The sequence below is a fragment of the Corynebacterium sp. UMB4614 genome (assembly GCF_030217065.1).
Lineage (GTDB): Bacteria > Actinomycetota > Actinomycetes > Mycobacteriales > Mycobacteriaceae > Corynebacterium.
Window position 1 is genome coordinate 1 of record NZ_JASONC010000022.1, and the last position, 25,462, is coordinate 25,462.

The following is a 25,462-nucleotide window of genomic DNA, read 5'->3' on the forward strand; positions in this document are numbered from 1 at the left end:
GTTGATAGGCCAGATCTGGAAGCACTGTGAGGTGTGGAGGTGACTGGTACTAATTGGCCGACGTGTAACAAACCACACAACCCGGTTGGTTGTGTGAAGCACACACGTAATAGGTGAATGTTGTCATGAGTGTGGTATTCGCGTCTGTTATGCAGTGTCTGGAATGACACGGCACACCAACACATTGTGTGTGTTTGGGTGTGTGTTGTTCTGTTGTGTTTGTCGGTGGTTTTTGCGGTGGGGTCACGCCCGGTCCCTTTCCGAACCCGGAAGCTAAGCCTACCTGCGCTGATGGTACTGCACCTGGGAGGGTGTGGGAGAGTAAGACGCCGCCGGCATTAAACTTTCATAGTGGTGGTGCGACGTGTTGTTGGTTGTTCCCGTTTATTAGCGGGTGATGATCGACAGTACGTCGCACCACCACTTTTTTTATTGCCTAAAAACCCCGTCCACCCGGGGTGATATCGTGTGAGCAGTCCACAGAGTCTGTGAAAGAAGGGTTCAATGTCGGAATACCAAAGCCGCGGCGATCGAGGTCACCGTCCCCGCAACCAGCGAGACGGAAACTTCAAGCCCCGCAGGCACCGTAACTCCGACGACAACCGTCGCGGAAACAACCGTGACCGTGACTTTGAGCGCGGCGAGCGTCGCGACGGAAACCGCTACCGTGATCGGGAGGACCGTCGTGGTTACGGCCGGGGCCGTAAGTACGACCGCGACGACCGCCGGGACAACCGGAACCGCGATCGCGATGATCGTCGCGACGTCCGGTACAACGATCGTGATGGGGATCAGCCACGCGGCCGCCGCGATGGCGGTCGCCCGTACGGCGGAGGAAAAAAGTTCGACCGCGATCGCCGGGGTGGTGGCGACCGCAGGGGCGGAAACTTCAAGAACCGTGGTGGCCAGGCGAACCGCGCACGCCAGTCCGGACCCCAGCGCTCCGGCTACCGCGAAGAACGTATTAACGCGCGCATGAAGGAGCCACGCATCCCGGAAGGCGTGGATCCGAAGGACCTCGATCCACAGGTGCGCCAGGAGCTGCGCAGCCTGTCTCGCGATAACGCGGACATGGTCGCCAAGCACCTCATCATGGCCGCCACCCTTCTGGACGAGAACACCGAAAAGGCCCTCGAGCACGCCCGTGCTGCCAAGGACCGTGCTGGGCGCGTGGCAGTAGCCCGCGAAACCAACGGCATCGCTGCCTACCACGTTGGAGAGTGGAAGGAAGCCATCTCTGAGCTGCGCGCTGCTCGTCGCATGCAGGGTGGCCCAGGTCTGATTGCCGTCCTTGCCGACGCTGAGCGTGCGCTCGGACGACCGGAGAAGGCGCTGGGAGTGGCCGGCGAGTACCGTCCCGAGGAGCTCGACCCGGAAACCCGTGTCGAGCTCGCCATGGTCGTGGCCGGTGCCTATCAGGACCTGGGCCGCCACGAGGAGGCCATCGTCGCCCTCGAGGAGGAGCTCGCTGCCGCAGACGCACCAGACGTCACCAAGCTGCGCGTGACCTACGCTTACGCCGACGCACTCGCACAGGCCGGTCGCACGGCCGATGCCATCCAGTGGTTCACCAACGCCAACGAGTTGGATACCGAAGAGGTGCTCGACGCCGAGAAGCGCATCGCGGAGCTCAATGAGGGTACCGGCGAGAGTAATGGCAACGATGCTGGCGCGGAGAGCAGCGAGGAGAAGTAGCCATGCTTGAGCTGCTCAGCCGCTACGACACCCTCCTGCTCGACCTCGATGGAACCATCTTCGCCGGGGATAAGCTGATCCCCGGCGCCGTCGAGGGCATTGCTGACCGGGGCAGAGTCTTCGTGACTAATAACGCCTCGCGCAGTCCTGAGGAGGTCGTCGAACACCTGGGCAGCCTTGGCATTAACGCAATCCCGTCTGAGGTCCTGACCTCCGCTCAGGCCGCAGCAACGCTGGCCGCCGAAACAATGGCGCAGGAACGCCCGGGTGCAGGCCCGCTGAAGGCACTCGTGGTGGGCAGCCAGAGCCTTCGCGACCTCACCCGCGAGGCTGGGTTTGAGCTGACCGACTCTGCCGATGATGCACCCGACGTGGTCCTGCAGGGCCACAGCCCGGAAAATAACTGGGCCCGACTGTCTGAGGCCACCCTCGCCATCACCCGCGGCGCTCGCTACATCGCCAGCAACCTGGATACGACGCTGCCCTCGTCCCGTGGCTTCCTGGTCGGTAACGGGTCCATGGTGGCCGCCGTCGTCAGCGCCACCGGCGTGAAACCATTGAGCGCAGGCAAGCCACAACCCGCGATGTTCCACGTCGCTGCCCGCAAGGCGGGGTCCAACGAGCCACTGGTCGTCGGCGATCGCCTGGACACCGACATCGCCGGAGGGCGAGCTGCCGAGATGGACACCCTAATGGTGCTCACCGGGGTCTCCACCCATTGGGATGTTATTCACACCGAGCACCGGCCGACCCATATCCGGGCCAATCTCAGCGAGGAGCTCGGCGGTTGGACGGCAGAGGTCACCGAGCCGCACACGGTCACTGTTACAGCCGGCGAGAACCCAGCTGACGGACAGGGCACAGCCACAGGCTTCGCCACCCCCGAGCAGCTCACCGCTGCGGCAGCACTCGCGGCAGCCGCCCCGCTCGCCTGGGAGCTGATGGACGCCGGGACCACCCGAGATCAGCTTCGGATTATCGGAAACGATCCACTGGCCACCGACGCCATCGCAGCATGGCGGGACTAAACTACAGCACTATGCAGCACCCCCAGCCCACACCAGGATCGGCACCGACACCAGGCAGCCACATGCCCGCCAAAGCGGGCGGGCCGACCCCGAACTCGCCGGAGGCACAGGCCGATCACCTCGCCGAGAATATCGACGAGCTGCTCAGCCAGCGGCTGGAGGGCACTGAGGAAGCCGAGATGCTGGAACAAGCCCACAGCCTCATCAGCAAGGCTCTCGGCCAGGGCTGAATCCCCAATGTCGGCGTCTTAAAAAGACGCGGAAAACATCCAGCAGCGTCAATCCGAGCAGCGAGAGAAGAAGGAAAGCACACAGGTGGCGAAAAAAGGTCAGCGGCTTCAACGCCTCGATGCGGAGCTCGTGCGCCGCAAGATCGCGCGCTCCCGCGAACAGGCGCAGAAGATGGTCAAGGAAGGCCGCGTGCAGGTCAACGGCATGCTCGCCACAAAGCCAGCGACCGGTGTGAACGCCGACGTGTCCATTCGGGTCGCGGAATCCGAGGAGGACCACTGGGCCTCCCGCGGGGCGCACAAGCTTCTCGGGGCACTGGCTGCATTTGAACCGCAGGGGCTGAGCCTGGAAGGCAAACGCGTCCTCGACGCCGGCGCCTCGACCGGTGGTTTTACGGACGTCGCCCTCGACCGCGGTGCTAGCGAAGTGCTCGCGGTGGACGTCGGTTACGGGCAGCTGATCTGGCGGCTGCAGAACGACCCCCGCGTCACCGTGATGGACCGCACCAACGTCCGCACGCTGACCCCGGAAGCGATCGGTGGCCCCGCGGACGTCATGGTCGGGGACCTCTCCTTCATCTCCATCAAGTTGGTCCTTCCCGCCATCGCCGAGTGCATGGCCGAGGGCGCGGACCTCCTGCCGATGGTCAAGCCACAGTTCGAGGTGGGCAAGGACCGGCTGGGCTCCGGCGGGGTCGTGCGCTCCCCGGAACTGCGAGCGGAGGTGACCCTCGACGTGGCGCGGGAGGCTTTGAAGTATGGTCTATCAACGAAGGCCGTCGTTGCCTCTCCGCTTCCCGGACCTAGCGGGAACGTGGAGTATTTCCTCTGGCTTTCCAAAGATGGGGGAAAGCAGGCGCCAACGATGGATACACTTGAGGCCATGGTGTCCACGGCGGTGAAGGAGGGACCACAGTGACGGCTGCCAACGAGGCCCCCAAGCAGGAGGCCGAGAACCAGTCGCCTGGTGAGGAGAAGCAGCGCGAGGTGCTGCTCGTCGCCCACACCGGGGTACACGAGAACCTGGGCATGGCCGCCGAAGCGGCATCCCAACTCCACGAGGGCGGAATCAACGTCCGCGTGATGGCAACCGCCGATCCAGCTCCCGTGGCCCGGCACGAGATCCTGGGGCGCTTCCCACGCTTCGGGCACACCCGCGAGGCCGCGCAGGGGGTCGAGATGGTGCTCGTCCTTGGCGGCGACGGCACCTTCCTGCGCGCAGCCGATATCGCGCACTCCGCGGATGTGCCCGTGTTGGGCATCAACATGGGCCACATTGGCTTCCTCGCGGAGTGGGAGCAGGAGTCCCTCGCCGAGGCCATCGAGCGCGTCATCGCGCACGATTACCGCGTGGAAGACCGCATGACCCTGTCGATTACCGTCCGCGATATGGACGGCCGCGTGCTCGGCACCGGCTGGGCGCTCAACGAGTGCTCGGTGGAGAACCTGAATCGCCAGGGCGTGCTCGACTCGATCCTCGAGGTCGACGAACGCCCGGTGTCTTCCTTCGGCTGCGACGGTGTCCTGGTATCGACGCCGACTGGCTCCACCGCTTATGCGTTCTCCGCTGGTGGCCCGGTGCTGTGGCCCGAGCTGGACGCCATCCTGGTCGTCCCGTCCAACGCCCACACGCTGTTCTCCCGCCCGCTGGTGGTTTCCCCGAATTCCTCGGTCGCCGTGGAGACGAACCCAGAGACCTCGCCGGCGACCGCCGTGATGGATGGCTTCCGCCAAATCCACATGCCGCCGGGGGCACGTGTGGAGATCCGCCGCGGCCCGCAGTCCGTGCGTTGGGTGCGCCTGGACCAGGCACCATTCACTGACCGCCTGGTGCACAAGTTCCGCCTGCCGATCACCGGCTGGCGCGGCCCACGCCACTAGTCCTCCAACGCCCCGCACCCCGCCGGCCGGGAGTCCCCAAGACCTCAAGAAGCGATTTTTCTGGAATGCTCCACGACCTACACATCACCAACCTCGGTGTTATCGAGGAAGCCACCGCCGAGTTCGCCAGCGGACTGACCGTCGTCACCGGTGAAACGGGTGCCGGTAAAACGATGGTGGTCAGCAGCCTGCGGTTGCTTTCCGGGCACCGGGCGGATGCGTCGAAGGTGCGCGCCGGCTCGGAGCGGGCCAGCGTAGAGGGAGTCTTTTCCCACGATGACCCGGCCGTTCAGGAACGCGTCGAGGCGATCGTCTCGGAGTTCGGCGGCTTCTCGGACGAGGGGGAGTACATCGCTTCCCGGACGGTGTCCGCTTCCGGGCGCTCCCGGGCGCACCTGGCTGGGAAGACTGTTGCCGCTGGCGTGCTGGGGCAGTTCGCCGCGGAGGTCATCACCATCCATGGCCAGAACGACCAGCTTCGCCTCAAGGACTCCACGAAGCAGCTGGCCGCGATCGACGAGTTCGCGGGGCTGACGGATCAGGCCGCCGAGTTCGCCGCACTCCGTCGGGAGTGGATCGCCGCGGCAAAGGAGCTGGAAACTCGCACGAAGGATCGCCGGGAACTGGCCCTGGAGGCCGAGACCCTGCAACGCGCCCTGGAAGTCATCGACGAGATTGATCCGGAGCCGGGTGAGGACGAGTTCCTCAAGTCCCGTATTTCTCGTCTACAGGACGCCAGCGACGTCCGTTCCGCCCTGCAGCGTGCTATCTCCTTCATCGATGGCGGCGAGGAGCTGGGTGAGGGGGAGCTGTCCAACGGTGCCAATGATCTGCTCGGCCAGGCGCAGTCCGAACTGCAGGGTGGCGACGCGAAGTTGGCGGAGCTTGCCGAGCGCATCGGGGAGGCCAGCTCCCTGCTCTCGGATATCGCCTTAGACCTGGGCAATGAACTGATGGACATTCCCGACCCCGAGGAGCTGGAGGAGCTGTTGGAGCGGCAGCAGGAACTACGCCAGCTGCGCCGCTTCGCGGTGGACGTGGACGGCGCGATCGCCTGGCGCGACGAAGCTCGCGAGAAGCTCGCCACGCTCGATGTCTCCGACGATGCGCTGGCAGAGCTCGCCAAGCAGGTCACGGAAAAGGAGACGGCGATGCTCAAGGTTGGCCGCACGCTCTCCGCCGCGCGGGGCAAGGCCGCCAAGGAGTTCGGCAAGGCGGTCACCGAGGAAATCTCGGGGCTGCACATGCACGCCAGTGTTGAGGTTGACCTCAAGCGGGTGGACCCGAACCCACAGGGCCTCGACGAGTGCGAGTTCCAGTTGGTCCAGGGCGGGCACCGCACCGCGCTGGGCTCCAGCGCGTCCGGTGGTGAGCTTTCCCGCATCATGCTCGCCATCGAGGTGATCCTGGCCAGTAGCGGGCGCACGATGGTCTTCGACGAGGTTGACGCGGGCGTGGGCGGGAAGGCCGCGGTGGAGATCGGGCGCCGCCTGGCTGCGCTTGCCCGCGAGAACCAGGTGATCGTGGTGACGCACCTGCCGCAGGTCGCTGCCTTCGCGGATGCTCATATCTACGTGGATAAGACCGCCAGCTCCACGACCGTCTCCTCGAGCGTGCGCACACTGAGCGAGGAGGAGCGGGTGGCGGAGCTCGCCCGCATGCTCGCGGGCCTGGAGTCCGATACGGGCCGGGCCCACGCCGAGGAGCTCATGGCGATGGCTGTGGAGGCGAAGAAGCACTAAAACATCGGCGCGCCTAACCGAGAATCCAGCGGTTAAGCAGCAAAATGGTACGCATGATGTTTTCCCGATCAGAAAAACCTGGCATTACCGGGGCTACCCGGAACCTCACCGGCCCCAAAGCTTGGTCTAAGACGAAGATCTCCGAGGGGGATATCGTCGTCATTTCTGCTCCGGATATTAACCGCGCCACCGCGCAGCGTTTCATCGACGCCGGCGTGGCCGGGGTGGTCAATACCGCCCAGTTCACCACTGGTCAGGTGCCAAACTTTGGTCCGCAGATGCTGCTCGACGCCGGCATCGAGCTCGTGGAGAATGTGGATCCGGAGATCACCGAGAAGGTCAAGAACGGCAAGAAGGGCCGCCTGGAGGGCGGGCACCTCTACTACGGTGATCGTTCCCTCGGCAGCGGCGCGATCCTCGATCTGGACGCCTCGATGCAGCGCTTCGACGACGCCCGCTCGGCCCTCGGCGATCACCTCGACGCCCTGGCTGGCAATACCGCGGAGCTCGCCCGCTCCGAGTCCCCACTGCTGATCGACGGCCTGGGCATCCCGGACGTCGACGTGGACATGGTGGACCGCAAGGTCATGGTGATCAGCCCGCTATCGGATTTGAAGGACCAGCTGCGCGACCTGCGCTTCTTCCTGCGCGAGTACGACCCGATCATCGTCGCGATCGAGTCCGCCGCTGACGAACTGCTGGAGCTGGGCTACCGCCCGGCCGTCATCGTCGGTAACCCGGAAAACATCGGTTCCGAGTCGCTGCGCTCCGGCGCGACCGTCGTCCTTCCCGCTGAGGCGGACGGCTACGCGCAGGGCCTGGAGCGTATCCAGGACCTCGGCGTCGGCGCGATGACTTTCCCGGCGGCGACGAAGAACCCGACCGACCTGGCGCTGCTGCTGGCCGACTACCACGGCGCGTCGATGGTGGTTCACCTCGGCGAGAAGTGGGACCTGGATCGCGTCTTTTCTGAGACGGAATCTGAGGACACCCCGTCCGCTCTGCTGTCCCGCCTGCGCGTTGGTCCGAAGTTCGTGGACGCCAGCTCCATCGCCGAGCTTTACCGCGTCTCGAAGTCCGGCTCCGGCTGGCTGTGGGCGCTGATCGGCGTGCTGGCCGCGATCTTGGTGATCATCCTCATCGCCGGCTTCTCCGGTGATGCTGGGTTCGTGGACAACCTGATCGATTCGTGGAATAACCTCGCACTCAGCGTGCAGGGCCTGTTTAAGAACTAGGGGAGTCGCTCGTGAGTAAGTCTGGAACGATTGCCGGCCTTGGCTTCGGCATTGCCCTCGGCGTGCTGGGCGGGGTCTATGTACTGGCCCCGAACGTTCCGGGGGCCGCCGGTGGCGCGGGCACGAGCGCCCAGGAGCTCACCGCAGCCCGCGAGGACGCCGACGCCGCGGACCGCGACGCCCAGGCTTCGGACGATGTCGTCGCCGGGCTGGCTGCGAAGGCGGTTGCCGGCGAGCTGGAGGGGAAGAAGGTCGCGCTGATCTCTTTCCCAGACGCTGACGACGCCACCGTGAAACGGCTGAGCTGGCTGGCGGATAAGGCGGGGGCGGAGGTCACCCCACTGCCGGTGACCGAGGAGATGCTGAACCCGGAGAAGGGCGACAAGCTGAAGTCTGTGGCGGCCAACAGCCTGCCCGCGGGGGCCCAGCTCAGCGAGGAGGTGCTGAGCCCGGGCATGCACACCGGCCAGCTGCTCGGTGCCGCGCTGAGCTCGAAGCTGCCTAAGGTCGAGAAGCCCGCGGAGGGGGATGAGAACCGCGATCGCGGCGAAGCCCGCGAGGATGCTCGCGAGGGCGACCAGGGTGGGGGAACCGCCAGCGCCTCGGACCGCGCCGTCGTCTTCGGCGCCCTGGAGAAGAACCAGGTGCTGAAGAAGCCCGCAAGCCTCGGCGACGAGGGCGTGGACCTGGCCCTGATCGTGACCAACAAGGGCGTGACTGCCGACGAGTCGGGCTATGGCGCACAGTTCATCGCGGACTTTGCCGCCGGGGTCGATAGCCAGATGCCGGGAGCGGTGCTGGTGGGTGAGTCCGGCAGCGCGGACAAGAAGGCTGCGCTGGGCATCGTGCGCAACGAGCGAGCCTATGCCGAGAAGCTGTCCACGGTGGATAACGTCCAGCGCAGCGCGGGCCGCATCACCGCGGTGCGCGCGCTGAAGGAACAGGCTGGCGGGGACGCTGGCCACTACGGCGCGGCGACCAACGCCAAGGCCGCCACCGTCGGTAAGAACTAGGCGCAGGCGTCGGTGACGGCGGACGCGCAGGAGGCGAACCTGCAGCACCGGGAACGGTGGCTGCGGCACCTCCGCCTGGAGCGGAACCTCTCCCGCAATACCTTGGATAGCTACCGTCGGGATACGGACCGCTACCTGGCGTGGCTGGGGGCGCGCAGCGTGACCGAGCTGAATACGGGCGACGTGGAGTCCTTCATGGCCTCACTGGCCAAAGGGGAGGGGCTGGCGGCCTCCACCCGGGCGCGAATCCTGGCCGCGGTACGTAACTTCCACCGCTTTCTGACTGGCGAAGGTGTCACCGAAGGGGACGTCGCGGACGACGTTGCGCGCCCGGGGCAGGCGGCGAGCATCCCGAAGGCGCTGAGCATCGCCGAGGTGACCGCGATCCTGGAATCCTGCCCGAACGACGATGCCGCGTCCCTCATCCAGATCCGCGACCGCGCGTTGCTGGAGATGTTGTACTCCACCGGCGCGCGCGTCAGCGAGCTGCTGGGGCTGGACGTGGATGACGTGGACCCAACCGAGAAGGTCGTCATCGTCCGGGGCAAGGGGTCGAAGGAGCGGGTTGTCCCGGTCGGCGATCCGGCGCTGGATGCGTTGCAGCACTATCTGGTGCGGGTCCGTCCGGCATTCAACAAGAAGGGTTCGGCGGCGCTGTTTCTCAACCGCAATGGCGGGCGGATGGGGCGTCAGTCGGCGTTTAACATGGTCTCGTCGGTCAGTGAGAAGGCCGGGGTCGCTGGGGTGAGTCCGCACAGCTTCCGGCACTCCTTCGCCACGCACCTGTTGGAGGGCGGGGCGGATATCCGCGTGGTGCAGGAGCTGCTCGGCCACAGCAATGTGGTGACCACGCAGATCTATACGAAGGTGAGCCCGGACCACCTGCGGGAGGCGTGGTCGGAGAGCCACCCGCGCTCGAACTAGAGACCTTTCAAGGCTTAAGCCTTGCCTAGTATCAACCTTGGCTTTTGATTCAACTGACCTGGCCGAAAAGCCTGCGAAAAATGGGGTGGAGGGAATTGCACCGGCGTAATCTACGCGTAATCTATGTGTAGTGGGAGCGCCAACCGCGCTCTAAAATGACCGTTAGACAAGGGAGAGGGCTTGACAGTGCAGAGCTCCGACGCGCTTTTCGATAAGCCCGAGCAAGGACTCGGGCTCACGGGGCGCCCCATGCGCCCGCTGCCAGACCCGGAGCCGCTGTCCTCTCATGGGCCTGCGACCATCATCGCCATGTGTAATCAGAAGGGTGGGGTCGGCAAGACCACCTCGACGATCAACATGGGCGCCGCACTCGCGGAATTCGGTCGTAAAGTTCTCCTCGTCGACCTCGACCCGCAGGGCGCGCTCTCTGCCGGTCTGGGGATCAGCCACGAGGAGCTGGACGTCACCGTCCACAACCTCCTCGTCGACAACTCCTCCTCCATTTTCGACGCCATCCTGTCCAGTGGCGTCGAGAACCTCGACCTGGTTCCTGCGAACATCGACCTCTCCGCTGCGGAGATCCAGCTCGTCAACGAGGTTGGCCGCGAGCAAGCGCTTGCGCGAGCCCTGCGCCCGGTGATGAAGGACTACGACTTCATCATCATCGACTGCCAGCCTTCGCTCGGCCTGCTCACCGTCAACGCGCTCTCCTGTGCAGACTCCGTGATGATCCCGGTGGAGTCCGAGTACTTCTCCCTGCGAGGCCTCGCACTGCTGATGGACACCGTCGAGAAGGTGCGCGACCGCCTCAACTTCAAGCTCGAGGTCCTGGGCATCCTGGTGACCATGTTCGATCGTCGCACCCTGCATGCCCGCGAGGTTATGGAGCGTCTCATCGAGGCCTTCGGGGACAAGGTCTTCGACTCGGTCATCACCCGCACCGTCCGTTTCCCGGAGACCTCCGTGGCTGGCGAGCCGATCAGCACGTGGGCCCCGAAGTCCTCCGGTGCGATCCAGTACCGCAACCTCGCGGCGGAGGTCATCCAGCGCGTCGCAGAGCAGCACTAGGCCACGCTCCGCGCTGGTCAACGTGGTGGCAGAAAAGTAGGTTCGCGTGACAGATCCCCAGCAACCGGAGCTCACGGGCTTCCGGGTCGCGCTCGCGAACTTCGACGGCCCCTTCGACCTGCTGCTCCAACTGATTCACTCGCACAAGCTGGACATCACGGAGATCGCGCTTGCCGAGGTCACCGACGAGTTCATCGCTTATACCCGGGGGTTGTCCCAGTCCGCCGAGGACCTGGACGAGGTCACGGAGTTCCTGCTGGTCGCTTCTACGCTGCTGGATCTGAAAGCTGCCCGCCTCGTTCCCCGCGGCGAGGTCGACGACGAGGCGGACCTGGAGCTGCTGGAGTCCCGCGACCTCCTATTCGCTCGACTGCTTCAATACAAGGCGTATAAGCAGGTCGCTGACCTTTTTGCCGAGTGGCAGCGCGGAGCCGCCCGCAGCTACCCCGTGGCACTTTCGTTGGAGGACCGTTACGCCAACCTGCTACCACCGGTGGAGCTCAAACACACAAAGGAGAGCTTCGCGGAGCTGGCTGCCCACGTTTTCCGCCCCCGCCCGGACGGAGTGCAGACCGGACACGTCCACGCCCCTGCGGTCTCGGTGCCGAAGCAGGCCGGGAAGATCCTCAATACGTTGAAGATCGCGGGGGAGAATAAGTGGGTGAACTTCGATTCGTTGATCAGCGACGCGGAGGAATCCATCGTTGTGGTGGGCCGTTTCCTCGCGCTGCTGGAGCTATACAAGGCCCGCGCCATCGGGGTGGAGCAGCCCACCCCGCTGGAGGAGATGCTGGTGGCCTGGACCGGGCTGGACGTGGACCCGCAGGTCGTCGCCGCCTCGAACTGGGACTAGTGCCCGCACCACGCCCCTGAAGAACCTGAGAAGGAGAGCCGTCGACCATGAGCGAAGAACACCTGCACTTGCCCGCAATTTCGCAGCTGCGCAGCCGGGTGGAGTCCCTACTGCTGGTCTCCGACGAGCCGGTGGCCGCCGATCAGCTCGCCGAGGCCTGCAGCGTGGACAGCTCCCAAGTCGAGGATGTGCTGCGCCAGATCGCCGAGGAGTTCGACGCCCGTGGTTCCGGCTTCGACCTGCGGGAGCGCGAGGGGCTGTGGCGCCTTTATACCCGGCCCGAGAACTCGGATGTGGTGGAGGCGAAGATCCTCCAGGGTGCCCAACAACGGCTGTCCCGCGCCGCCTTGGAGACCCTGGCCGTGGTGGCCTATCGCCAGCCGGTGACCCGCTCTCAGGTCGCGGCAGTCCGCGGGGTGAACTGCGATGGTGTGATGCGGACCTTGGCCCTGCGTGGCCTGATTCGCCAGGTCGAGGTGGCAGCCGAGGGGGAGGAAGAGACCGCTGCCGCAGGACCGGGCGGTGCCCACCTCTACGAGACCACCGATCTGCTGCTGGAACAGCTGGGAATCGAGTCGCTCGACGAACTGCCGGACTTGGCCCCGCTGCTGCCGGATGTGGAATCGATCGAATCCGATTACTGATCTAGACTGGGCTGCGTACCTCAAAGACTTTGAGCCAATAAGGAAATAATTTGAATACACCCGCTCGCCGAGATGGCATACCGGAAAAGAACGCTGCGAAGCCCGGCGGCGCCGAGACCTTCGTCCCGAAGGCCAAGCCGGCCCGCCACCAGCACGTCACAAAGTCAGAGCAGAAAGCCGCCCCTGCTGCAGAGGACAAGGTCCGCCTGCAGAAGGTCCTGGCAGCCGCCGGCGTGGCAAGTCGCCGCATGAGCGAGAAGCTCATCGCCGCGGGCCGCGTCGAAGTCAACGGCAAGGTCGTGGACCGGATGGGCGTGCGTATCGACCCGAACAAGGACGTCGTCCGCGTCGACGGAGTTCGCGTCCAGGTCAACGACGAGATGCACTACTACATCTTCAACAAGCCGCGCGGCGTCCAGTCCACGATGAGCGACGACATGGGCCGTCCGTCGGTGGGCAACTCCATCGACGAGCGCCTCAAGCAGGGCCAGGGCCTATTCCACGTCGGCCGCCTGGACGCCCAGACCGAAGGCCTGCTGCTGCTCACCAACGACGGTGAGCTCGCCAACCGCCTCATGCACCCCAGCTACGAGGTCTCCAAGACCTACATGGCCACCGTGCTGGGCGAGGCGAAGAAGGGTTTGGTCCACGAGCTGAAGAAGGGCATCGAGCTGGACGACGGCATCGCGAAGGCCGATGACGTACAGATCGTGGACGTTTGGCAGGGCAAGTCCCTGATCAAACTGGAGCTGCACGAGGGCCGCAAGCACATCGTGCGCCGCCTGCTGAAGGCCGCGGGCTTCCCGGTCCAGGCGCTGGTGCGCACCAAGATTCACACGGTGCAGCTCGGCGACCAGAAGCCGGGGAGCGTGCGCGCGCTCAACCGTTCGGAACTGACCAGCCTGTACAAGGCCGTGGGCCTGTAAGCCGGGAGGACTTCAAGGATGACTACTGATATGAACGCTGATTTCTCCCAGCTCGCGCTGATCGACAACCTCGAGGAGGGTGGGTTCCTGCTGGCCATCGACGGCCCGTCGGGGACCGGTAAGTCCACCGTCTCCCGCCGCATCGCCCAGTACGCGGGCGCGCGTTACCTGGATACGGGTGCGATGTACCGCGTGGCGACCCTGCACGTGCTGAAGGCCGGCATCGATCCGGCCGACCCGGCTGCGACCGAGGCCATCATCGAGGCGACCTCCCAGCTGCCGTTGCAGGTCAACGAGGACCCGCAGTCCACCGAGGTTCTGCTGGACGGAGAGGACGTCTCCGCCGACATCCGTGGCCCGGAGGTTACCGCGCATGTCTCCGCCGTCGCCGCGATCCCGGAGGTCCGCACCAACCTGGTGCAGCTGCAGCGAGACCTTGCCGCCGCTGCTGGCCGTTGCGTCGTCGAGGGCCGCGACATCGGCACGGTCGTGCTCCCGGACGCCCCGGTGAAGGTGTACATGACCGCCAGCGCTGAAGTGCGCGCGCAGCGCCGCTTCGACCAGGACACCGCCGCTGGCCGCGAGGTCACCTTCGAGGCAGTCCTGGCTGACGTCCAGCGCCGCGACGAGGCAGACTCCACCCGCGAGACCTCCCCGCTGCGCCCGGCAGAGGATGCCACCATGCTCGACACCGGCGAGATGAGCATCGATGAGGTCATCGAGGCGATCGCCGGCCTGATCGAGGAATCGGACCTGGACTCCGCTATCCCAGCCGACGGCGCGGAGAGCACCGGTGGTCTGGTGTTCCGCACGGTTGAGGGGGACGTCGTCCCTGCTGATGGGGACGCCTCGGTGCAGGAAGTATCCGAGGAGGACCTGGAGAACTGGGACCCCGAGAACTGGGACGGCGAGACCTGGGAGGTCGACCCGGAGCAGCTCGGCGAGCACTACCTGCAGGCGGAGAACTTCGACCTGCTGGAATCCGACGAGGAGGACACCGACTGGGAGTCCATCGAGGAAGCCTTCGGAATCGCCGATGAGCTCGAAGCACAGAAGGAAGCGCTGTGCACGGTGGCGATCGTCGGTCGACCAAACGTGGGTAAGTCCACGCTGGTCAACCGCTTCATCGGGCGCCGTGAGGCCGTGGTGGAGGACTTCCCGGGTGTGACCCGCGACCGAATCTCCTACCTGGGCGACTGGGGTGGGCGCCGCTTCTGGGTGCAGGACACCGGCGGCTGGGACCCGGACGCCAAGGGCATTCACGCCGCAATCGCCCGCCAGGCGGAGACCGCGATGGCCACGGCGGATGCGATCGTCTTCGTAGTGGATACGAAGGTCGGCATCACCGAAACCGACGAGGTTATCGCCCGCAAGCTGCAGCGCTCCGACGTGCCGGTGATCGTGGTGGCCAATAAGTTCGAGTCCGATACGCAGTACGCGGACATGGCTGAGTTCTGGGCGCTTGGCCTGGACAACCCTTACCCGGTCTCCGCGCTGCATGGGCGCGGCGCGGCAGACGTGCTGGACAAGCTACTGGAGGTCTTCCCGGAGAAGCCGCGCGAGCTCTCGGTGGTCTCTGGCCCGCGCCGCGTGGCGCTGGTGGGCCGGCCGAATGTGGGTAAGTCCTCGCTGCTGAACAAGATCTCCGGCGAGCAGCGCTCGGTGGTGGATAACGTCGCGGGCACCACGGTGGACCCGGTGGACTCCATCGTGGAGCTGGAGGAGCGCACCTGGCGCTTCGTGGATACCGCCGGTATCCGCAAGAAGGTGAAGAACGCGGTGGGGCACGAGTACTACGCCTCGCTGCGCACCCGCGCCGCGATTGATGCCAGTGAGGTCGTGGTGTTCCTGGTGGACGCCTCCGAGCCGATCGCGGAGCAGGATCAGCGCGTGCTGCGGATGATCCTGGATGCCGGCAAGGCTCTGGTCGTGGCGTTCAATAAGTGGGACCTGGTGGACGAGGATCGCCGGGAGCTGCTGGAGCGGGAGATCGATCTGCAGCTTTCGCACGTGCCGTGGGCCCGCCGGGTGAATATCTCCGCTAAGACTGGTCGTGCTCTGCAGAAGCTGGAACCGGCGATGATGGAGGCTCTGGATAGCTGGGATCAGCGCATTCCTACCGGACAGTTGAACACCTGGCTGCGTGCGGTCATCGCGGAGACTCCGCCACCGATGCGTGGCGGTCGCCTGCCGCGCGTGCTCTTCGCCACGCAGGCCTCGTCCCGCCCGCCGGTGATCGTGCTGTTCACCACGGGCTTCCTGGAGCACGGCTACCGCCGCTTCCTGGAGCGCAAGCTGCGCGAGACCTTCGGCTTCGAAGGCTCCCCGGTGCGCATCGCGATCCGCATCCGGGAGAAGAAAAAGAAGCGCTAGCGGAAGCTACAACAGGCTCTAGCGGAGCACGAGCACCCAGATTGCGATGTGGTGCAGAAGCGCTGCCACGATGGTGGCAGCGTGGAAGACCTCGTGGAAGCCGAACCAACGAGGGGAGGGGTTCGGCCACTGCTTGGCGTAGATCACCGCACCGAGCGAGTAGACCAGCCCGCCGAGCAGCATCAACAGGCTCACGGCGACCCCAAGCTGCTGGTAGTAGCCCACGGCGCCGATAGCTGCCAGCCAACCGAGCGTGAGGTAGGTGGCGGCGTCGAGCCACCGCGGGTGGTCGATCCACACCAGGTTCAGCACGACCGCGGCCAGCGCGGCGAGCCAGCACACCGCCAAGATCCACAATCCGCCGGTGTTAAACCAGGCCCAGCCGGTGAACCACCGCGCGCCGAATGCGGCGACCGTTACCGGCCCATAGGTGCCGGCAATGAAGATCGCGATCATGGCGTGGTCGGCCCGCCGCCAGCTGTTGACCGCCGCCGCGGAGCGCCACGGAACCCGGTGATAGAGGGCGCTTACACTCAGCATCCCGGCCAGGCACAGCGCGTAGAGGGCGGTGGTCAGGGACATCCAGGAGATGCCGAATTTCGCCAGCGCCACGATTGTGAGGGCGGTGCCCATCCCGCCAAAGTACCACGCGGCGGCGGTGTGTAACCGCCCTCGCATGTAGGGCCTGGGGCCGCGGTCGAAGACCGGGCGGGGACGTCGCTTCGTGAGTACCTGATTCTGCACGAAGCTCAGTGTAGTCCCATTTTTGCCGCTAAAACAGTCCGGCGATCGTGCCGTCCTCGGCGACATCGATTTGCTCTGCTGCGGGGCGCTTCGGCAGCCCCGGCATCGTCATCACCTGCCCGGTCAGCGCCACGACGAAGCCCGCGCCCAGGCGTGGAGCCAACTCGCGGACGTGCAGCACGTGGCCTTCCGGCGCACCCAGCTCGGCCGGGTCATCGGAGAAGCTGTACTGCGTCTTGGAGATGCACACGGGCAGCTTGTCCCAGCCGTGCTCGGCGAGGAACTGCAGGTCCTTCTTGGCCTTGGTGGAAAACTCCACACCGCTAGCGCCGTAGATGCGGGTCGCGATGGTCTCGATGGACTCGGCCAGGCCTTCCGCCGGGTCGTAGAGCTGTTGGGAGCTGGCCTGCGGGGTCTCGCCGTTCTCGATGACCTCGAGTACCTGCTGGGCCAGCTCGGTGGCACCGGCGCCACCCTCGGCCCAGACGGTGGACTCGGCCAGGCGCACGCCCAGCTTCTCAGCCCACTCGGCGACGTGCGCGCGCTCGGCGTCGGTGTCGGAGGTGAAGAGGTTCAGCGCGACGACCGGGGTGGTGCCGAACTTCTCCATGTTCTTCACATGGCGCTCGAGGTTCTTCAGTCCCTCGTCCAGGGCGGCCAGGTTTTCGCTGTTCAGGTCCTCCTTTACGACGCCGCCGTTGTACTTCAGGGAGCGGATGGTCGCGACGACGACGGCTGCGTCCACGTCGATGCCGCCCTCGCGAGCCTTGATGTCGAAGAACTTCTCCGCGCCGAGGTCGGAGCCGAAACCGGCCTCCGTGACGACGATGTCCCCGAGGCGGCGGGCGGTCTGGGTGGCGATGAGGCTGTTGCAGCCGTGCGCGATATTGGCGAAGGGGCCGCCGTGAATGAGTGCCGGGGTGCCGCCGAGAGTCTGCACGAGGTTGGGGTTCAGGGCATCCCGCAGCAGGGCGGTAAGCGCGCCTTCGACCTGCAGGTCACCAACGGTGACCGGTCCGCCACTATAAGTCCGGCCGATGACGATGCTGGCGAGCTTGGCCTTCAGATCCGCCAGGTCCGTGGCGAGGCAGAGGATGGCCATCATTTCACTGGCGGCGGTGATGTCGAAGCCAGCCTCGCGCGGGGTGCCGTGGGCAGGCCCTCCGAGCCCAGTGACGATGGAACGCAGGCTGCGGTCGTTGACGTCCATGCAGCGGCGCCAGGTAACCCGGCGCGGGTCGATGCCGAGTTCGTTGCCCTGCTGGATGTGGTTGTCGATGAGGGCGGCCAGCGTGTTGTTTGCTGAGGTGAGGGCGTGCATGTCGCCGGTGAGGTGGAGGTTGATGTCCTCCATCGGGACGATCTGTGCGTAGCCGCCACCGGCTGCGCCGCCCTTGATGCCCATCACTGGGCCCTGGGATGGTTCGCGGATGGCGACGATGGTGTTCTTCCCGGCCGTGCGCAGGGCGTCCGCCAACCCGATCAGGGTGGTGGACTTGCCTTCGCCCGCTGGGGTGGGGGACATGGCGGTGACGAGGACGGTGCGGCCCAGGGGCTTGTTCCACACGTCGGTGGTGCGCAGCGCAGGGACGTCCACCTTGGCCTTGGTGGTGCCGTAAGGGATGAGTGCCTCGGCGGGGATTCCGGCGCGCTCGGCGATGTCCGCGATGGGCTCGAGGGGGTGAGCCTGTGCGATCTCGACGTCGCTGGGCTGAGGCTTGGTGATCACACTGGAATAAGTCATATTTACAGAATAATCGTCCCCCGCGACGCGTGCCGAGGATAGGCGAGGGACTAGCATGTCCTCATGCGTTTTCCTTCTCGTAGCCTTCCCCTTTTTGCGGCTTGTTTGCTCGCGACGGCCTGCACGCCTGCGGAGGACTCCAGCCCCGACCAGCAGCAGAGCTTGAGCGAACAGAGCACCGGTGCGCAGCTTTCCAAGCAACAGCAGGCTGGAGGGGCGAGCACCGCTCAGCAACCCACGTCCACGCCCACGGCTGCGGACCAGGAGCCGAAAGAACTGCTGGCTGGGGCGCAGATCAGCAACCTGGTCGACGCGGCGTCCCAGCAGCTCGCCCGAACCGCACTTGAGGGCGCCGGGCTCCCGAAGGAGAACATCGACCGCTTCTTCGAGCTCGTGACGGAGTACAACAGCGCGGTGCCGACCGACAGCCTCATCTCCAGCGGTTTTCGGGACTACGGCACCCAGGACCCGGAGTATGACGTTGAGGCGTTGACCAGCGCGTGGCAGAAATACCACGGCCAGCGCTATCCGGGCACCAACTGCCGGATCAACACCTTCACGCTCGCACAATCCCTGGTCAGCATGGCGGAGGAGTCCAACCCCGATTCCTCGCTGCTATTCCTGGACGAGGAGTCCCTCAACAACGCACCGAAGGAGCTCCTAACCAGCGCCGAGCGTAAGCGCTTCGAGGCCTTCTATGGAGCCATTCCCACCACCAAGAGCCAAGATGCAGCCCAGCACATCGCAGACATCAAGGCCTATGCTGCAGACCGCGGCATCACGTTCGCGGACACGAAGGCCCGCGTGATCTCGATGTTCTCCCACGACACCCTGACCGATCCGGCCACCCTCTTCGTTGGGCATACCGGGGTCGCGGTGCCCCATGAGGGCAAGATCCTCTTCTTGGAGAAAATCGCCTTCGACATGCCCTATCAGGCCATCGTGGTCAAGGACATGCAGCAGCTCAACGACTACCTGATGCAGAAGTACGACGACGGGCCCGGCCTGGAATATGGCCGCCCCGTCATTTTCGATAACGGTGAGGTCATCGAGGGCATGCGCTACGCGAAGCGGAGCTAATTGATCCTGCGAGCTACTGCAGCTGTGAGCGGCGCTGCTCCTGGTTCAGGAAGGTCCGCTCCGCCAGGGACTCGCCGGCGCCGTCCTGGAGGTGGACGACGACGTCCAGGCCGAGCTCCTCGAGGGCTTCGACGTCCTCCCGGTACATCGCCACCGAGCTGATGGTGCATCCCTCGGTGTCCACGTGGGAGGCGTGAATCTCCTTGACGGTATCCACGTTCGCATGTTGGGCGGGCATGGCGAGCATGATCATGTCGATCTGGTGGCTGTCTTTCACCCGCTCCCAGAAGTCGATATCCGTCGCGTCGCCTTCCACGACGTTGTAGCCGCGTTCCTGCAGGTGGCGCACCCGGGCGGGGTCGTGCTCCACGCCCAAGATCTTGGCCCCGTAGACTTCGCTGAGCTCGATGTAGCACGCAAGCCCGACGCGGCCGACGCCGAGCACGAGAGCGTGGGCGTCGCCGAGCTCGATGGGGCGGTCCTCCGGGTGGATCTTGTGTGGCGGGCGCACGGGCAGGCGCTTAGCCAGGTGGGTGGCGCGGGACACGCTCTGCGGGTTGAAGATCGCGGAGATGACGAAGCTGATGGAGACCGCAAGCACCAGGGAGAGCAGCCAGCGCTCGTTGAGCCAGCCGTCCTGAACGCCAACGGCGGCGATGATGAGCGCGAACTCCGAGTAGTTGGCCAGCAGGAGCGCCGTGAGCACAGAGGTGCGGTTGCGCAGCCCCAGGGACCACAGGATCGCCCAGTAGGCGGCGGCCTGAACGGGGAGCAAGAGGAGGAGTAGGGCGGCGTCGGCAACGTTCTGCCAATTCGGCAAACCCATGAAGCCGATGTTGACGAAGAAGCCGACCAACAACAGCTCCTTGAGGGTGAACAGGGAGTGACTGAGCTGCTCGGCGCCTGGGGAGCGGGAGAGCACCACGCCCATGATCAGCGCGCCGAGGCTGCCGGACAGACCAACCCACTCGAAGAGTGCGTAGCCGGGGATCAGGGCCATGGCGATGCCAAATAGCGCCCCGAGTTCACCGTGGCCGAGCTTGTACCAACGGCGGGTGGTCAGGGCCAGCACTGGCACGATCACGACAAGCAGCAGGGAAGCCAGGTGTGGCGGCTCGCCGCGCAGGATGCTCATAAAGACCACCGCGAGAATGTCCTGCATAATCAACACGCCGATGCAGATATTCCCGTAGAGAGCCTGCTCGTCGCCTCGGTCCTGCAGGATTTTGATGACCACGATGGTGCTGGAGAAGCTCAAGACCAGCGCGACGTTGACGGCCACCTGGAAACTGGTGGGACCGAAAGCACCGAGCGCACCGAGGGCGGTGATGAATCCCGCGCCGACGAGCGTCATGACCAGGACGTGGGCGCTGGCCGTAAGCCAGACTGCCTTATCGGTGAGCGCCTTCAGGTCGAGGCGCAGGCCGATGGCGAAGAGCATGAGGGTCACGCCGATATCAGCGAAGAGGTCGAGGGACTCGACGTGCTCCACACCCGCGGCGTGGAGTGCGAAACCGGCGGCAAGGAAGCCGATCAGGGGCGGCAGCCGCACGGCCCAGGCGATGAGTCCACAGATGAAAACCACGCCGAGGTAAGTCAGCAATAATTCCATGGACTGTAGTGTGCCTCACAGGGGAGTTTTTCGTGCACTATGAAACGCATTATTCATAGGGATGATTGAGGACTTGGTGCCGAATGGGGGGGTGTCCCTATGTTTTTGTCAAGTGCCAGACCGATGTTGACGAGCGCAGTCTTGGGAGTAGTTTCTTAGGCGTGCCTAGGAGCCGGCCAGCGTGTGCTGGTCGGCTTTCGTCTTCGGGCTTTATGCGGCGACGGGGCGTGGCGGGATTTCGCGGAAGAACTCCTTGTTTTTCAGCATCGCGTAGATGACATTGCATCGGCGTCGTGCCAGGCAGATGACTGCTGCGTTGTGGCGTTTTCCTTCAGCGCGTTTGCGTTCGTAATACCGCCGTGACGGTTCGTGGCTGCGGATAACTGCGAATGCGGAGTAGAACAAGGCGTTTTTCAGTCGTTTATTGCCTGACCGTGCCGGGAATTCACCTCTGATCGACGAACCGGATCGTCTAGTCACGGGTGCTATTCCAGCATAAGCAGCTAAGTGGCCAGCACTAGCGAAGTCGGAGCCATCACCGATCGCAAGAAGGATCTGCGCTGCGGTCTTGATGCCGACTCCGGGCATACTCATCAAGACCTCACAAAGAGGGAAATCAGCGAGCATCTCTTCAACCTGCTCAGCAATGGTGTTTCGTTGCTCTTTGAGGGCCTGGATGTTTGCAGCCAGTTGAGGAATTACTAACTCGGCGGCATCGCTTCCAGGCACGGTGACTGTTTGAGCTTTCAGCGCTGCAAAAATGTCGTCTACCAGCGGGGTGGGGTCTTTACGTGTGCGCTTGATCATCCAGTTCAACACTCGTTGGTATCCGGCTCTTTTTAGCCCCTGCGGTCCCTTGTAATGGATCAATAATTCCAGGATCGGCGTGCGAGTCAGGGTGCTACCAGCAAAAACTCGTTCCAGGCTGGGGTAGATCTGGGTGAGGACACTGCGAAGCCGATTGACAGTGCGAGTGCAATCGCGGGCGATGTCATCATCGAAGCCGGACAGCATCTTTAGGGCGGAGAGTACCTCATCATTGCGGTCGACGGCACGTAGCGTGTGGGGCATTGTGCGGGCGGTGTCGGCGATGATGAATGCGTCGCGTTTGTCTGTTTTTGCACGTCCCGGATAGAGATCTGCAGCTTTGCGCATCGCAAGACCTGGCAGGTATCCGACTTCGCAACCGCAGTCCCGGGCTACAGCAATCGGTAGTGCGCCGATGGTGTTGGGTTGGTCGACGATCACGAGCACGGTGCCAAGCTTCTGAAGCTGGTGAAAAACGCCTGCTAGTTCGGATTCGAGTTGAGGCAACGGTTTGTCGAAGACCTTGTTGCCATCACGGTCTAAGGCGCAGGCGTGGTGTTCAGATTTGCCGACGTCTAGCCCAAGGAATATGTCGATGGAATGCTCCGGAGACATGATGAGCTCCTAGAAAACGAGATGGGTATGGCGTTGTTCCAGTCGCTGGTGTCATGACCTTCGTTGCAAGCACCCACGTTACAAAGAGACCTAGTTTAAAACTGGCCGTGTCCCTATCAGCTGTCATCGAAAGTCCTGGCACCCGGCGGCAACACCCCCCGGATTATGGAAACTACAGGGCAGGCAAGCCATACCGGGACCAGCGACTATCCCCATTATCGGGGACACTCACAAGGTAACGGGTAGGATTTTCGCATGGCACTGGCACAGCGCATTAAGGCTCTCCGGAACAAGGCCGGGCTTTCCCAGGCCGAGCTCGCGGACAAGCTCGTGGTGGCCCGGGAAGACGTGCAAGGTTGGGAATCTGGGGACAGCGCGCCCGATATCGAGGCCTTCAAGAGGCTTGCTGCGCTGTTCGGGGTCAGCACCGATGACCTTCTGGGTAATGATGGAGCGGTACTAGGCGCAACGACCGACCGCGTGGCCGTCGACGTCAAGTCCCTGGAGAAGACCGGGGGCAGGTTCCTGGCGAAAGGGACGCAGGCTCACACCGCGGTTCGGCAGGTCTTCCCGCACGCGGTGATCACTCCACTGCTGCGGGAAAAGAAGAACACTAAAGGCGAGACGGCCATGAAGTGGTTCACCGAGATTGCCTTCGACGGGGTGCCCAATTTCATTTCCGAGGTGAAGAACTCCTTCAGCGGTGATTCCTTCTACCTCGTTGAGGAGGCCAGCCGCACGCTGCTCGTCCGCGTGACTAAGGATTCCGTGGAAAGCCGTGAGATCTTCGGGCAGCTGTCCCGGAGAAAGTTTGTCCTCGGCAGGAACTCCTTTATCAAGTTCGGCAAAGCACCGGAGAACTAGGGGACTGGCCTGGGGCAGCAGCGAGGGCAGCACATGCCCAAGCCTGCTGTGTTTCCCCGGGCAGCGGGCTAGATCCAGCCATTCGCCTTCGCCAGGTGGGCAGCCTCGAAGCGGTTTCCCGCGCCGGTCTTCGAGATAATGCTGGAGATGTGACTGCGCTCTGTGCCCGGCGAAAGGTGCAGGGCCTTGGCGATGGCGGGCGAGCTTTTTCCTTGGAAGAGCTGCTGGCATACCTGCGTTTCCCGGTCGCTGAGGGGATTATCCGGGGCGAGCAGACTGTCCCGGGCTAGCGTCGGGTCGATGACACGCAGACCGGCGTGCACCCGACGGATTGTATCGGCGAGCTCCTCGGGAGGGGTGTCCTTCACGATGAACCCGTCCACGCCCGACTCCATCGCGCGCTTGACGTAGCCCGCCTTACCGAAGGTCGTGACGATCAGGCAACGGCACGGGTGCCCGGACAGCTCTTTGGCCACGTCCAGGCCGTTGAGCCCCGGCATTTCGATATCCAGGAGGGCCACGTCGATGGGGTGCTCCTGCACCAGGCGCCGGGCTTCAGTGCCCGTGGCGCATTCCGCAATAACCTCGATGTCCGGTTCTGCGCTGAGTAGCGCGACCAGCGCCCCACGCACCAGCGACTGGTCCTCGGCGAGTAGTACGCGGATTGTTGTCATTGGGCTGCCTCCTGCCGGTTGGAGTGATCGTCGATGAATTCGTGATCCTCACCCATCGTGATCAGTACGGTAATTAGGCCCTGTTCGCGGCGCACGATAAGCCGACCACCCGCTGCGGTTGTCGGTGACGGCGGACCCTGCGGCGCCGACCGCGCCCACCACGCCAGCGTAGAAAGCCATACCCAGCATGACGAAGGCGGCGAGGTTCCCGCCGTTGATTTTCTGATCCCCGTAGTCCTGTAGCGCGCCGAAGATGAGGTAGAAGAAGATCGGCAGCCCGATGCTGAACAAGAGAGTGGCCATTTCCCGGCGCAGTCGGAGGAGTTCGTGGCCGGTAAATCTCAGGGTGGTGCTCATGGTTTTATGTCTCCTGGTGTTCTTTCGTCAGTGCGAGGAAGGTGTCCTCCAGGGTGTGGCTGCTGATGCTGAGGTCGCGGGCCTCGGTGTGGGTCAGCAGATAGCGGGCGAGTGCGTCGGAATCCTCGGTGGTCATGCTCAGGCGGTTGCCGGTGACGTCGTTGCCTGTCACACCAGGCAGCCTGGTCAGGTCAGGGAGCTCGCCCGGGAATTCGGCGCTAACCACCCGGCCGGCAGTCATGTTCCGCAGCTCGGCGGTGGTTCCGTCGGCGATGATTTCACCGTTCTTCATGAGGACGATGCGCTGGGCGAAGTGCTCCGCCTCCTCCAGGTAGTGGGTGGCGAAGATGATCGTGCGCCCCTGCTGTGCCTGGTGGGTCATGGAGTCCCAGAAACGGCGACGTGCACCGGCGTCCATCCCTGCGGTCGGTTCGTCCAGGATGAGGATCTCCGGGTTGCCGAGGATGGCCAGCGCGAAACGGAGGCGCTGTTGCTCACCGCCGGAGCATTTGCCCACGCGCCGGGTGTAGATGGGTTCCAGGTCGGCCTGTGCGATGACCTCGTCGAGGGACAGGTGCTCCGGGAAGGTCGCGGCGACCATCTCCACGGTGTCTTTGACCGTGAGCTCGTTGAGCAGGCCACCGGTCTGCATCAGCGCACCGATGTGTTGTTTGTAAACGGCCTGCGTGGGGGAATGCCCCATCACGGTGACGGTGCCGGAGGTCGGGGTGGTCAGCCCCAGGATGAGGTCCAGCAGGGTGGTCTTACCCGCGCCGTTGGTGCCGAGGAGGGCGATGATCTCGCCCGGTTGGACAGTGAGGTTCGCGTTCTTGAGCGCGTGCACGGGACGGCTGGAACGTGGGTGGAAGGTTTTGCTGACTCCGGTGGCTTCTATCGCTTGGGCGGTGTGTGTCGTGTTCATGGTCTTCACGCTAGAAATCCAGCATGAGGAGCCGAAATATTTTCTGTCATTACTTGCCCATGACTTTTGTCATGGGGCTCCGGCCCCTCACGACCAGCGACGCCTACTGAGCTAGGTGAGGTCGCCGGCCGGGCTTGCCTAGCGCTTGGTGATGTGATATGCGGTCGATTCCCCAAATGTTACCTGCGTGCTTGCTTGTCGGTTGAGCTGAACGTGCTGAGAGTGAGGCCATCTGAGTTGCACTTAAAGTGCAGGTTAGAGCGTTTTGATACCCCCAGAAGGGGGTCTTGAGGGTGTCAGGAAGTTTGTGTGTGAGGCTCTGATTGAGAGGGAGTTTCACCGATAATGACTACGGTGTCACCGAAGAAAGGCCATGACCCGGCGAGGGTCAACGAGATCAGCGAGAAGCTGATGGAAAATCCTGAGCTGGC

23 protein-coding genes and 1 rRNA gene are annotated in these 25,462 nt (G+C 64.2%); 17 read left to right on the top strand and 7 right to left on the bottom strand.

Annotated features, from left to right (window positions below):
• Nucleotides 1-221 precede the first annotated feature (221 nt).
• From rrf to der, 15 genes are all read left to right on the top strand, one after another.
• Nucleotides 222-338, top strand: a 5S ribosomal RNA gene (gene rrf, locus QP413_RS08625).
• Between the two features lie 166 nt (nt 339-504).
• Nucleotides 505-1,695 carry a tetratricopeptide repeat protein gene (locus QP413_RS08630; protein ID WP_284781461.1) on the top strand — a complete coding sequence of 397 codons (1,191 nt, stop codon included), beginning with the start codon at nt 505-507 and terminating at the stop codon, nt 1,693-1,695.
• A gap of 2 nt (nt 1,696-1,697) precedes the next feature.
• On the top strand, nt 1,698-2,723 hold the full coding sequence (locus QP413_RS08635; protein WP_284781462.1) for an HAD-IIA family hydrolase: 1,026 nt from the start codon (nt 1,698-1,700) through the stop codon (nt 2,721-2,723).
• A gap of 11 nt (nt 2,724-2,734) precedes the next feature.
• Nucleotides 2,735-2,953 carry a hypothetical protein gene (locus tag QP413_RS08640; protein ID WP_262368167.1) on the top strand — a complete coding sequence of 73 codons (219 nt, stop codon included), beginning with the start codon at nt 2,735-2,737 and terminating at the stop codon, nt 2,951-2,953.
• An 85-nt stretch (nt 2,954-3,038) separates the two neighbouring features.
• Nucleotides 3,039-3,872 carry a TlyA family RNA methyltransferase gene (locus tag QP413_RS08645; RefSeq protein ID WP_284781463.1) on the top strand — a complete coding sequence of 278 codons (834 nt, stop codon included), beginning with the start codon at nt 3,039-3,041 and terminating at the stop codon, nt 3,870-3,872.
• On the top strand, nt 3,869-4,834 hold the full coding sequence (locus QP413_RS08650) for an NAD kinase (protein WP_012360344.1): 966 nt from the start codon (nt 3,869-3,871) through the stop codon (nt 4,832-4,834). Before QP413_RS08645 ends, QP413_RS08650 begins: the two co-directional genes overlap by 4 nt.
• Before the next feature lie 65 nt (nt 4,835-4,899).
• Nucleotides 4,900-6,576, top strand: coding sequence for a DNA repair protein RecN (recN, locus tag QP413_RS08655; protein ID WP_284781464.1), 1,677 nt, complete (start codon nt 4,900-4,902; stop codon nt 6,574-6,576).
• 44 nt (nt 6,577-6,620) lie between these two features.
• On the top strand, nt 6,621-7,811 hold the full coding sequence (gene steA / locus QP413_RS08660; protein WP_284781465.1) for a putative cytokinetic ring protein SteA: 1,191 nt from the start codon (nt 6,621-6,623) through the stop codon (nt 7,809-7,811).
• An 11-nt stretch (nt 7,812-7,822) separates the two neighbouring features.
• Nucleotides 7,823-8,824, top strand: coding sequence for a copper transporter (locus QP413_RS08665; RefSeq protein ID WP_284781466.1), 1,002 nt, complete (start codon nt 7,823-7,825; stop codon nt 8,822-8,824).
• Nucleotides 8,825-8,836: 12 nt separating this feature from the next.
• The gene (gene xerD / locus QP413_RS08670; protein WP_284781467.1) at nt 8,837-9,748 is read left to right on the top strand and encodes a site-specific tyrosine recombinase XerD; all 912 of its coding nucleotides are present in this window, start codon (nt 8,837-8,839) and stop codon (nt 9,746-9,748) included.
• A gap of 249 nt (nt 9,749-9,997) precedes the next feature.
• The gene (locus tag QP413_RS08675) at nt 9,998-10,816 is read left to right on the top strand and encodes a ParA family protein (RefSeq protein WP_284781477.1); all 819 of its coding nucleotides are present in this window, start codon (nt 9,998-10,000) and stop codon (nt 10,814-10,816) included.
• A gap of 46 nt (nt 10,817-10,862) precedes the next feature.
• Nucleotides 10,863-11,669, top strand: coding sequence for a ScpA family protein (locus tag QP413_RS08680; RefSeq protein ID WP_149121979.1), 807 nt, complete (start codon nt 10,863-10,865; stop codon nt 11,667-11,669).
• Between the two features lie 47 nt (nt 11,670-11,716).
• Nucleotides 11,717-12,313, top strand: a complete 597-nt coding sequence (gene scpB, locus QP413_RS08685) for an SMC-Scp complex subunit ScpB (RefSeq protein WP_284781468.1) — start codon at nt 11,717-11,719, stop codon at nt 12,311-12,313.
• Between the two features lie 77 nt (nt 12,314-12,390).
• Nucleotides 12,391-13,239, top strand: a complete 849-nt coding sequence (locus tag QP413_RS08690; protein WP_284781478.1) for a pseudouridine synthase — start codon at nt 12,391-12,393, stop codon at nt 13,237-13,239.
• Between the two features lie 18 nt (nt 13,240-13,257).
• Complete coding sequence (der, locus tag QP413_RS08695; RefSeq protein ID WP_284781469.1) at nt 13,258-15,612, top strand: bifunctional cytidylate kinase/GTPase Der; 2,355 nt, start codon at nt 13,258-13,260, stop codon at nt 15,610-15,612.
• Between the two features lie 18 nt (nt 15,613-15,630).
• Here der and QP413_RS08700 read toward each other — a convergent pair whose 3' ends face one another.
• Nucleotides 15,631-16,290: a hemolysin III family protein gene (locus QP413_RS08700; protein WP_173362352.1), complete on the bottom strand. Its 660-nt coding sequence runs from the start codon at nt 16,288-16,290 to the stop codon at nt 15,631-15,633.
• A gap of 94 nt (nt 16,291-16,384) precedes the next feature.
• Complete coding sequence (locus QP413_RS08705) at nt 16,385-18,100, bottom strand: formate--tetrahydrofolate ligase (RefSeq protein WP_284781470.1); 1,716 nt, start codon at nt 18,098-18,100, stop codon at nt 16,385-16,387.
• A gap of 63 nt (nt 18,101-18,163) precedes the next feature.
• Here QP413_RS08705 and QP413_RS08710 point away from each other — a divergent pair, with 63 nt between their 5' ends.
• Complete coding sequence (locus tag QP413_RS08710) at nt 18,164-19,180, top strand: DUF4300 family protein (RefSeq protein WP_284781471.1); 1,017 nt, start codon at nt 18,164-18,166, stop codon at nt 19,178-19,180.
• Nucleotides 19,181-19,193: 13 nt separating this feature from the next.
• Here QP413_RS08710 and QP413_RS08715 read toward each other — a convergent pair whose 3' ends face one another.
• Nucleotides 19,194-20,792, bottom strand: coding sequence for a cation:proton antiporter family protein (locus QP413_RS08715; RefSeq protein WP_284781472.1), 1,599 nt, complete (start codon nt 20,790-20,792; stop codon nt 19,194-19,196).
• A 210-nt stretch (nt 20,793-21,002) separates the two neighbouring features.
• Nucleotides 21,003-22,214 carry an IS110 family transposase gene (locus QP413_RS08720; protein WP_070563919.1) on the bottom strand — a complete coding sequence of 404 codons (1,212 nt, stop codon included), beginning with the start codon at nt 22,212-22,214 and terminating at the stop codon, nt 21,003-21,005.
• A 255-nt stretch (nt 22,215-22,469) separates the two neighbouring features.
• Between QP413_RS08720 and QP413_RS08725 the strand changes: the two genes are divergently transcribed.
• Nucleotides 22,470-23,078 carry a helix-turn-helix domain-containing protein gene (locus QP413_RS08725; RefSeq protein WP_284781473.1) on the top strand — a complete coding sequence of 203 codons (609 nt, stop codon included), beginning with the start codon at nt 22,470-22,472 and terminating at the stop codon, nt 23,076-23,078.
• A 68-nt stretch (nt 23,079-23,146) separates the two neighbouring features.
• On the opposite strand, the gene QP413_RS08730 is transcribed toward QP413_RS08725, so the two are convergent.
• From QP413_RS08730 to QP413_RS08740, 3 genes are read right to left on the bottom strand one after another with little or no spacing between them, the layout of a single operon-like run.
• Complete coding sequence (locus tag QP413_RS08730; RefSeq protein ID WP_284781474.1) at nt 23,147-23,752, bottom strand: response regulator transcription factor; 606 nt, start codon at nt 23,750-23,752, stop codon at nt 23,147-23,149.
• 48 nt (nt 23,753-23,800) lie between these two features.
• Nucleotides 23,801-24,109, bottom strand: coding sequence for an ABC transporter permease (locus QP413_RS08735; RefSeq protein ID WP_284781475.1), 309 nt, complete (start codon nt 24,107-24,109; stop codon nt 23,801-23,803).
• 4 nt (nt 24,110-24,113) lie between these two features.
• Nucleotides 24,114-25,031, bottom strand: a complete 918-nt coding sequence (locus QP413_RS08740) for an ABC transporter ATP-binding protein (protein WP_284781476.1) — start codon at nt 25,029-25,031, stop codon at nt 24,114-24,116.
• Nucleotides 25,032-25,462: the final 431 nt, after the last annotated feature.

Excerpts from the sequence above, each read along its gene's own strand:
- QP413_RS08630 (WP_284781461.1), top strand. The coding sequence starts at position 505 with ATGTCGGAATACCAAAGCCGCGGCGATCGAGGTCACCGTCCCCGCAAC.
- QP413_RS08635 (WP_284781462.1), top strand. The coding sequence starts at position 1,698 with ATGCTTGAGCTGCTCAGCCGCTACGACACCCTCCTGCTCGACCTCGAT.
- QP413_RS08640 (WP_262368167.1), top strand. The coding sequence starts at position 2,735 with ATGCAGCACCCCCAGCCCACACCAGGATCGGCACCGACACCAGGCAGC.
- recN (WP_284781464.1), top strand. The coding sequence starts at position 4,900 with ATGCTCCACGACCTACACATCACCAACCTCGGTGTTATCGAGGAAGCC.
- steA (WP_284781465.1), top strand. The coding sequence starts at position 6,621 with ATGGTACGCATGATGTTTTCCCGATCAGAAAAACCTGGCATTACCGGG.
- QP413_RS08675 (WP_284781477.1), top strand. The coding sequence starts at position 9,998 with ATGCGCCCGCTGCCAGACCCGGAGCCGCTGTCCTCTCATGGGCCTGCG.
- scpB (WP_284781468.1), top strand. The coding sequence starts at position 11,717 with ATGAGCGAAGAACACCTGCACTTGCCCGCAATTTCGCAGCTGCGCAGC.
- der (WP_284781469.1), top strand. The coding sequence starts at position 13,258 with ATGACTACTGATATGAACGCTGATTTCTCCCAGCTCGCGCTGATCGAC.
- QP413_RS08700 (WP_173362352.1), bottom strand. The coding sequence starts at position 16,290 with ATGCGAGGGCGGTTACACACCGCCGCCGCGTGGTACTTTGGCGGGATG.
- QP413_RS08705 (WP_284781470.1), bottom strand. The coding sequence starts at position 18,100 with ATGACTTATTCCAGTGTGATCACCAAGCCTCAGCCCAGCGACGTCGAG.
- QP413_RS08710 (WP_284781471.1), top strand. The coding sequence starts at position 18,164 with ATGCGTTTTCCTTCTCGTAGCCTTCCCCTTTTTGCGGCTTGTTTGCTC.
- QP413_RS08715 (WP_284781472.1), bottom strand. The coding sequence starts at position 20,792 with ATGGAATTATTGCTGACTTACCTCGGCGTGGTTTTCATCTGTGGACTC.
- QP413_RS08720 (WP_070563919.1), bottom strand. The coding sequence starts at position 22,214 with ATGTCTCCGGAGCATTCCATCGACATATTCCTTGGGCTAGACGTCGGC.
- QP413_RS08725 (WP_284781473.1), top strand. The coding sequence starts at position 22,470 with ATGGCACTGGCACAGCGCATTAAGGCTCTCCGGAACAAGGCCGGGCTT.
- QP413_RS08730 (WP_284781474.1), bottom strand. The coding sequence starts at position 23,752 with ATGACAACAATCCGCGTACTACTCGCCGAGGACCAGTCGCTGGTGCGT.
- QP413_RS08735 (WP_284781475.1), bottom strand. The coding sequence starts at position 24,109 with ATGAGCACCACCCTGAGATTTACCGGCCACGAACTCCTCCGACTGCGC.
- QP413_RS08740 (WP_284781476.1), bottom strand. The coding sequence starts at position 25,031 with ATGAACACGACACACACCGCCCAAGCGATAGAAGCCACCGGAGTCAGC.